We start from the raw sequence: 9590 nt of genomic DNA, 5'->3' as shown, positions 1-9590 counted from the left end.
ACGACACGTTTCTTGTAGATTACCTTACCAAAGTGCGACCGATACGGCCGCCCTGTCCCATTATTATGTCATGCTTCGGCTACGCTCAGCATCCGCTGTGGGGTACCGGACATTAAAGTATAGAAGTTTTTAGGTGGCCCGCCCTGCAATGCAGTTCGGGCAGACCATGGCCCTTGGGCCGTGGAAAAACATCGACGATTTTAGGTGGCCATGGCGACGGGGCCCACCCCTTACCATTCCGAACAGGGAAGTTAAGCCCGTCTGCGCCGATGGTACTGCTACACCAAGTGGGAGAGTAGGCCGCCGCCTTTTTTTGAAAGCACTTACCATGTATATGGTAGGTGCTTTTTTTTTGTATAAGATCTATTGCGGCCACGCCGCTGGCGTGATTAATTCCTGCTTCCATGTCCACTGCACTTCGTTAGTGCCCATGGGCAGTCATTGAATGCACGCCTATTGCGTGATTAGTTCCAGCATCCGATACTGCTTCGCTGCGCTTGCAGTATCGGGCTGTCATTGAATAGGCCGCCGCCTTTTTTTGAAGTCCCTTCATCATCAGATGAGGGGACTTTTTTTTGTGCCGTATCCAACAAAAGGGCACGCCTTCTGCGTGATCGGTTCCAGCAGCCGTTCCTGCTTCACCTACAGTATCGGGCAGTCACTAATTGATACATTAAGCAATCGGTACATTGGTCAATTGATACATTTCCAATGGGACCCATGTTGGGATCGTTCAATTTCCAAATCATCCAATTGATGCATGGCTACATGGATTAATTTTTCAATTGCTACATTTCCAAACCATCAAATTGTCCCATTTACAAATTGATCCATTGGTACATTTTCAAATATCGGCTATATAGTGTGTGGATATATATGAGTTATATTATTTACCGTTATGAACTTCTATTTTCAATACTTTTGTAAATGACTTCATTAAGTTACGAAAACCTTTTCGTAGTGGAAATGGCCCTCATTAGGGAGATAAAGCCAAAGAGAATTGATAATGGACCTGGTAAATATTGGAGTTTTATAACTTATATTTATATCTTTAGGGTTTGGAACTACTGTTCCAAGTAACCTAAGCTTCAATTTTATGAAAATTCCATTGTTTTTAAGTGGATTATTGCTGATTTTTATTTCATGCGGCGATCGTCCATCGAAAGAAACTGCAACGACCACCGAAGAATCCCCTAGAGTAAAGGATTATTTGCCATTCTCAGAATTGCCGTTGGATGATCTTTCTATGTTCAATGTAGAAACTCCTAACTGGAAAATTGTGGGTGATGTGTATGTGGATAGATCAAAGGACAAGGTTTTGACATCTTCTCCGGGAAAAGGAATTTTGGCTAATATTCCGGAGGAAGATTCTATAAATGGTCACATCTTCACGAATTTTGACCATGGAGATCTCGAGATTGAATTGGATGTTATGATGCCACTCAAGTCAAATTCCGGTATTTATTTTCAAGGTAGATATGAAGTGCAATTATTGGATAGTTGGGGAGAAAAGGAGCCTTCTTATGCGGATATAGGTGGCATTTATCAAAGTTCAAATTATAAGGAAGTAGGTGGTTATCAGGGTAACCCCCCAAGTACAAACGCTTCAAAATCTCCAGGACTTTGGCAACATTTTAAAATTCTGTTCCATGCACCTAGGTTTAATAAAGAAGGCGAGAAAATTAAGAACGCCATTTTTCAGGAAGTATGGCTTAACGGAGTATTAATCCAAGAAAATGTAGAGGTCACAGCTCCAACACGTTCGGCCGCTTTTGAAGATGAAAAGGCAAGAGGTCCATTGATGATTCAAGGAGATCACGGCCCGGTTGCCCTAAGAAACATCATTTATAAGAAGTATGAAGATAAAAAGCTGACCTTGTCCGATATGTATATGACGGAATACGAAAGTAATTCTGATACAATTGTCGGTTTGGATACGCTTAAGGTTATTGGAGAGAGTAATGTAGACAGTATTTCTGCCAATATGGTTACAGGAAATAGGGTTACAAGAATTCTAAGTTATAAGGGGCAAATGGATGTTCCAAACTCTGGTAACTATCTCTTTAATGTAGGGTTAAATCACGGCGGTGCCTTATTATTGATCGGAAATGATACTGTTGTTGATCTAAAAGGAAAGTTCGGTTTGGATACTCCTGGGATTGGTGAAATTATGTTGGAAAAGGGGAAAATACCCTTTACCTTCATTTATAATAAGAATTATCCTTGGTATACAGGTTTCAGTATAACGGTAGAAGGTCCAGAAATGCAAAAAATACCCTTACATGCAAAGAACTCTTTAAGTTCGGCTAATAAGGTCTCGGACAATGATATACTCATTACCGTGAATGATGAGACCATTACCCAGCGTGGATATATGATGCATGGTGAAGAAAAAAGGACGCATTGCATTGCGGTAGGGAGTCCGGACCGTATTAATTATTCATACGATTTAAGTAGAGGAACCATATTACAGGTTTGGGAGGGCGATTTCCTGGATGTTACCCAGATGTGGCATCTTAGGGGTACAAATCAATTGGCGGAACCAAAGGGATTTTCAGTATCCTTTCATGGGGATCCAGATTTTATGACATTGGAGAATAAAGACATGGTTTGGCCAGATAGCATTCCATCCAACATAAAGTTTAAACCATTGGGTTATGAAATGAGGGACAATGGACGACCTGTTTTTATTCACCAGGAAGAAGGGACGTCTATTAGCAATTCGTTTAAATCCTCTGAGAATGGACGTGGACTTGAACGTACCATTGGGATTAAGGGCAATAAAGACATTTGGCATAAAATTGCCGAAGGGGAATCCATTAAACAATTGGAGGACGGCACCTACATTGTCAATGATGAAAGTTATTTTATCGATTTCTCGGGAAATAGCGACTTGACTCCTATAATCCGTCAATCCAATGGAAAGGATGAATTACTTCTAAAAATACCCGCAGGTAGTGGGAACATTTCATACAATATTATTTGGTAACCCAAAACAACCAATTATGCAGATTTTAAGACAGGCAGTTTTCTTTGTATTCCTAGTAGGAACGGTACAAGGTATTTTTGGACAGGAGAGTTCGGAAATGGCCAAAAAGGAAGCGGAATATTATAAAATAGTGGATGTGCCCATTCCAAAGGATGTTGTATTGGAAGTAGGAGGATTGGCGTTTACGGATGACGATAAATTGGGGGTGTCTACCAGAAGAGGTGAAGTATGGTTAATAGAAAACCCATATAGCCTAAATCCAGTGTATAAGAGATATGCACATGGGATGCATGAGACCTTGGGTCTGGCCTATAAGGATAACGGTTTTTATCTTTCCCAAAGAGGGGAACTCACAAGATTGGACGATAGGAACGGCGATGGAAAGGCAGATAGCTATAAGACCATATATTCCTGGCCCTTGTCCGGGAATTACCATGATTATTCCTATGGACCGCTAATTTTGCCCAATGGGGATATGTTGGTCACCTTAAATTTATCCTGGATCGGCCACGGGGCTAGTTTGGTAAAATGGCGGGGATGGATGTTAAAAATTACCCCAGAAGGGGAAATGACCCCTATTGCAACGGGCCTAAGGTCTCCTGCGGGTTTCAATATGAATTCTGAAGGTGACTATTTTTATACCGAAAATCAAGGGGATTGGGTAGGTTCCGGAAGGATGACACATTTGGAAGTAGGTGATTTTGCTGGTAATCCGGAAGGGTTACGGTGGACAGACGACCCTCAATCGCCCTTAAAGTTGAAACAGGAGGAAATTGAAAAGCAATCGGGTTTAAGTCTTTATGAATACGCTAAAAAGGTACCAGCCCTTAAAGCTCCAGCTATCTGGTTTCCGCACACCATTCAGGGAATTTCTACTTCGGATATCCTTTATGATACTACAAATGGAAAATTCGGGCCCTTTGAAGGCCAGATGTTTATTGGCGACCAGGGACATAGTAAGATTATGCGGGTATATATGGAAAAGGTCAATGGGGTGTACCAGGGAGCTTCCTTTTTATTTCGGGAGGGTTTTTCCTCAGGAATACTTCGTATGATCTGGGGTAGCGATTCCAGTATGTTTGTTGGTATGACAAGCAGGGGATGGGCCTCCACAGGAAAGGCCCCATATGGTCTGCAAAGGTTGGAATGGACGGGGAAAGTGCCCTTTGAAATTAAAACGATGAAAGCGTTGGCTGATGGATTTCTATTGGAATTCACTGAACCTGTCAATAAAAAGTTGGCCAATGATGTTGCCAGCTATCAAATGAAAAGCTTCACCTATAAATATCACAATGACTACGGAAGCCCTATAACGGAAGAACAACCGGTGATGGTACACAAAGCCGAGGTCTCTCCGGATGGATTATCGGTGAAATTAACTTTGCACGGAATGCGCTTGGGCTTTATCCACGAAATAAAAGTGCCTAACCTTAGCTCTGTTAAGGGTAAGAAACTTTTGCACGATACAGGCTATTACACTTTGAACGAGGTACCCGGTGGAGAATTGAAGTCGCCCCAAATGACAGGGATGGCAAAATCTGGGAAAACTATTGTTCAACCAAAAAGAATAACAAAAATGCCAGCGGATTGGAATAATAATTCCGATCAGCAATTAATGATAGGAACCAACCCGGGATTGAAGTTTGATGTAGAGGAAGTTAAGGTTCAAAGGGGAGCAAAGATAGAGCTCACTTTTAATAATAACGACGATATGATGCACAATCTGGTCATTACAAAAAAGGGCAAGGAGTCTGTTGATAAGGTAGGTCAAATGGCTTTGATGCTTGGACTGGACGGTCCGGATTATAACTATGTGCCCGATACGGATTTAGTACTTTATCACACGGCTATAATGCAACCGGAAACTGCTGAAAAAATTTATGTAAAAATGCCGGAGGAACCAGGTGAATATTGGATAGTATGTACTTTTCCAGGTCATTCATCGGTAATGAGGGCCAAGCTTATTGTCCAATAATACTCAAATGGATTTTTTACTATTTATTGGGTAAGTTAATTTTCAAAAGGGACCAATTGGTCCCTTTTGATGAAGTTTACTATTATTTTTTAATGTCTAAATAGTTGGGGAATATTTCCCTTTACCACTGTTAAATTATGCTTTTTCTTAAAGAAAAATATTGTAGATTTAATTCTACAGTCTAACTAAGTATTGAGCATTTTGAAAATAACATCAATAGTATTAATTCTTTGGATAGTAATTACCAATTGTACTTATGCCCAAGGACAGGGCAATTCAAAATATTTTCTGGCCAACGATTCTACTAAATATCGGGAAAAGGTATTCCTGCATCTGGATAAATCATATTACAATGCTGGGGAAGATATTTGGTTTAAAGTATATCTTTTAAACGCAGCATCCCACCAATGGGATGCTATAAGGAATGTGGTGTATGTGGATATTGTGGGCCCTGACGACAATATTATAGACTTCAAAATTATTAGGATAGAAGATGGTATAGGAAATGGGGATTTCGCTTTACCTTCAGATTTATATGGAGGAGGGTATACGGTACGTGCCTATACAAACTATATGCGCAATTTTGATGAGGCCTATTTCTTTAGGCAGCAGATATACATTAGTCCTTTGAAATTTATAACCAAAGAAGTAGGGGCAGCTTTGGTTGGGAAGGGTCAGGACAAATCTGATGTGGTATTGGAAGAACAAATGCCAGATTTGCAGTTTTTTCCTGAGGGCGGTCACTTGGTCAATGATTATTTTAACCGCGTCGGATTCAAGATATTGGGGGTAGATGGCCGATCCATGGATGTTGAAGGTGTAATTTTAGATGAAACCGGAATGCAAATCACGGAATTTGCATCTGTCCATTTAGGGATGGGACTCTTCGATATTAAGCCTTTAGAGGGAAAAAAATACACGGCCAATATTGTTCATAATGGCAAAAAATATGCCTATAATCTGCCACAAGGGGTCAGCGACGGAATTGTGATGCGGGTTCAGGAATTAAGGGATTATTATCAGATAAATATTCAAACCTCAAGAGCCAAAGGACTTAAGGGATTTGGTTTACTGGGTAGCCAACGCACGGGAACTATATATAATGCAACAATTAACCAGGACAAATCTCTGGCAGTTTTTAAAGTCGATAAAAAGCTCCTTGTGACCGGAATTGCCCAATTTACACTAGTGGATGAAAAGAGTACGGCTGTATGTGAGCGATTGGTGTTTTACAATGATGGTAGTGCGTCTCCCGAAATTAAAATTATTCCTTCATCCCAAATCAATGCCAAAAATGGCACAATACAATTAAATGTAGAACTGGATTCCCAAGTAGAGGGAATATCTAAATTAGGAGCAAATATGTCTATTTCCGTTACGGATTTAGCGGCTTCATCACCCAGGGAGCATCAGGCTGACATACGAACCTATTTGTTATTAAATTCAGAAGTAAAAGGGAGAATAGAAAATCCAGGGTATTATTTTTATTCGGAAAATCCTAAAAGAAGACAGTTTTTGGACTTGTTGATGATGACCCAGGGTTGGCGACAATTTATTGTAAACGATATGCCAAATACCACGGGTGATGCCTTTGAGTTTGTCAAGGAAATGGGAATCTCTGTAGAAGGGGAGGTGCGTAAATTTCATAATCCCGATAAGCCAGATGTAGCTACTGTGAAATTGACTTTTCAAGATAGTAATTTGATGGGTCGCCTAAGCGTAAAATCAAACGAAGATGGCCGTTTTAAGTTTTTGGGGCTGGATATTATGGAAGATAATAAATTGGCTTTTGAAATGGTGGATTATGAGCGCCCAATGAAGGAATTCGCAATTCATTTGGATTCTATAAAACCTGCACCAATAAATTCCATACGAAAGGAATACAGTCTTCCGGAAATTACCAGCTTTGAACAATTTTTGGAAAATCCTAACGAAAGGGAAGGCTACGATACCAATTTTGAAAACGAAATGATGAAATTGATCCAGTTGGATGAAGTGCTGATCTTAACGGAAGGTAGGTCCAAGAAAAAGGAGATGGATACAAAAAGAAGTACTAGTTCTATTTACAGTAGCGTTTCCAATACAGTGGATTTTTCTGAAATAAGAAATCAGCCCTACCCAAATATTTTGGCGGCTTTACGTGCACGTGTCCCTGGGGTTGATGTATATGGGGGATTTGTGACAATTAGAGGTGTTAATTCAATAAATTCGGAACGAGGAACTACCCCCCTTTTTCTTTTAAATGGAGTACCCGTCAATCAAGAAGCAATTGAAAACGTTCCCGTTTGGGAGGTCGATTTTATAGATGTTTTAAAGGGGTCTAGAGCTTCTATTTTTGGTTCCGAAGGAGGAAACGGGGTTATTGCAGTGTACACCTTAACAGGTAAGGAACTTAAAGATCAGAAAATTAAAGTTGCGGGTAATGTGTTTAGTTACCAAGGATTTTATCAGTCCAGAAAGTTTTACGAACCAGCCTATGGAAATGAAGATCTGGGAGCTAATAGGAAAAAATTTAGTTCCACCCTCCATTGGGAGCCCATGGTAAAATTGGATAATAGTGGAAGGAGCAAAGTTATTTTTCCTGCGGGAACAAAATCTTCCTTCTATAGAGTGGTATTACAAGGAATTACGAACGATGGTTTACCACTGGTTTCCGAAGCTGTTTTTGAGGTAGACTGATTGTTGCCAAGGGAGCTTTTTATTTATTTCCAGATTTATTGGCTTATAGGGCTGTTTGTCTGGTTAATGCCGTTTTTGTATAGAAGGGACTATATTATTTATTTCCTTAGGTAAGGCAATGGTGTAAAATTAACTTTGGTTAATTTTGTACTATCAACATCCTTTCAGTGCTGGAAAAAGAAGAGAAATTGAACACCCTTTCACATGCCCTGGGTATCATTTTAGGGCTGATAGGCTTTTTTGTGCTTTATCAGATAAATGATAGGCATAATTCCTATGGAATTTTTTCCATTGTTGTTTACAGTTTTACCTTTGTGTTGTTGTTTACGGCCTCAACCTTATACCATCTTGTGAGAGATCCCAATTTGAAAAACAGGTTAAGAATATTGGATCACATCAGTATTTATTTTTTAATTGCCGGGACCTATACACCAGTGGCCTTAATAATGTTGGAAAAAGGTAATGGGTGGCTATTGTTTTATACCGTCTGGGGAATTGCGGCCCTTGGTACGTTAATGAAGTTGTTTTATACAGGTAAATACGAATTTATATCGCTTTTACTTTATTTGGTAATGGGTTGGTTGATTGTATTGGATTTGGATAATTTACTAAGTAATACTACGACCATTGGGTTGGGAACCCTTTTTTTAGGTGGTGCTTTTTATACCTTGGGGATTATTTTTTACGCTGTTGAAAGAATCCCTTATAATCACTTTATCTGGCATTTGTTTGTACTGGGAGGCGCCATTAGTCATTGGTTCTTTATATTGATCGATGTGGTTTAAGGACGAATAATATCTTCATATTCGTTGAAGAAATTTTCAAATTTGACCATGTTATCCTTCAAAAAAACCATGGTCTCCTGCCAGGTATTTTTGTTGTGTATGGAAACATTGTCTAAACTGACGGAGATCCTCGATATTTCCTTACCGTTATCAAGGAAAACCGTATCCTCGAACAGGGCATTTGGTAGATATTCCTCTTTAAAAAGCGACTGAAGTGATATTAATTTCTCCCATAATTCCAGACGCTTCTCCAAATCTTGATTTTCAATATCCATAGAGACCATGGCTGTAGATAGATCAAAGTGGAACTTAAATGAGAAATCCTTTATTCCGGTATTATAGAGAATCCATTTTCTGGGAAATGACTTTCCAAAGGAAATCCAGAAATCCTGCCTTAACTTTTTTGATTCTTCCTTACTAAACATCTATAAGGAATAAGCAATTACGATACCCAAAATAATGACCACCAATTTACGTAAGTTGAATTTGTGCGCTTCCGAACTTTCAAACAAAATTACCGTGGATATATGAAGAAAGACTCCAATTACCAATGCGTTCAGTAAAACGGCATACCTATGAATAAACTCATAATTGGCTGCAATGTAAGTGCCTATGGGCGTCATCAAAGAAAACAGCACAATAAAAAATATTGCGGAGTGCAACTTTATCTTAGAGCTTAACAAAAATATGCTAAGGATAATGGCAATGGGAATTTTATGGATTAAAATTCCGTATAGGATGGTGCCATGATTTTCTATGGGTAATCCTTCTAGCAGGGAATGGATACATAGGCTTATAAAGAGCATCCATGGAAAATCGGATTTTTCGGGATCAAGATGAACGTGTCCGTGTTCGGCCCCCTTGGAAAAAAATTCCAGAAATATCTGGAGTAAGATCCCCAACATAATAAACACCCCGACCGTTTTTGGTTCTGCACTACCATAAACTTCAGGGAACAATTCAAATACGGTAAGTGCCAACAAAAAGGCTCCACTGAAAGCTAGGAGCAACTTAAACACTTCCTTGTTTTTTGGTTTTGTAAAGAATACAAAAATAAAACTCAGCAAAACGCCGAGAATAGGTAATAAATATTTCATTTAGGATTGGTTCTGGTATTCTACAAAATAACCATATTCGCTAATAAGGGCTAAAATTAATGTAT

General features: G+C 39.4%; 6 protein-coding genes and 1 rRNA gene. 5 read left to right on the top strand and 2 right to left on the bottom strand.

The genetic code is table 11. The features are described 5' to 3' along the window. Positions 1-200 precede the first annotated feature (200 nt). The 5 genes from rrf to trhA all read left to right on the top strand — a co-directional run bounded on the left by rrf (position 201) and on the right by trhA (position 8428). A 5S ribosomal RNA gene (gene rrf, locus BUA60_RS19705) occupies positions 201-312 on the top strand. Positions 313-1096: 784 nt separating this feature from the next. After that, the gene (locus BUA60_RS19700) at positions 1097-2989 is read left to right on the top strand and encodes a 3-keto-disaccharide hydrolase (RefSeq protein WP_072864757.1); all 1893 of its coding nucleotides are present in this window, start codon (positions 1097-1099) and stop codon (positions 2987-2989) included. A 16-nt stretch (positions 2990-3005) separates the two neighbouring features. Next, a complete protein-coding gene (locus tag BUA60_RS19695) occupies positions 3006-4964 on the top strand; it encodes an auracyanin family protein (RefSeq protein WP_072864755.1) in 1959 nt (652 codons plus the stop codon). A 201-nt stretch (positions 4965-5165) separates the two neighbouring features. After that, the gene (locus BUA60_RS19690; RefSeq protein ID WP_143153242.1) at positions 5166-7643 is read left to right on the top strand and encodes a TonB-dependent receptor plug domain-containing protein; all 2478 of its coding nucleotides are present in this window, start codon (positions 5166-5168) and stop codon (positions 7641-7643) included. A 167-nt stretch (positions 7644-7810) separates the two neighbouring features. Next, positions 7811-8428 (top strand): PAQR family membrane homeostasis protein TrhA, encoded by a 618-nt coding sequence (gene trhA / locus BUA60_RS19685; RefSeq protein ID WP_245802592.1) that lies wholly within the window; start codon positions 7811-7813, stop codon positions 8426-8428. Here the strand turns inward: trhA and BUA60_RS19680 are convergent. Further along, positions 8425-8853 (bottom strand): DUF4268 domain-containing protein, encoded by a 429-nt coding sequence (locus tag BUA60_RS19680; RefSeq protein ID WP_072864748.1) that lies wholly within the window; start codon positions 8851-8853, stop codon positions 8425-8427. The two genes, trhA and BUA60_RS19680, sit on opposite strands and share 4 nt — an antisense overlap. Then, a complete protein-coding gene (locus BUA60_RS19675; RefSeq protein WP_072864745.1) occupies positions 8854-9525 on the bottom strand; it encodes a ZIP family metal transporter in 672 nt (223 codons plus the stop codon). Positions 9526-9590 lie beyond the last annotated feature (65 nt).

The organism is Arenibacter palladensis (assembly GCF_900129275.1).
Classification (GTDB): domain Bacteria; phylum Bacteroidota; class Bacteroidia; order Flavobacteriales; family Flavobacteriaceae; genus Arenibacter; species Arenibacter palladensis.
Note: the sequence above shows the minus strand (reverse complement) of the source record. Positions and strands in the feature narration are given on the sequence as shown.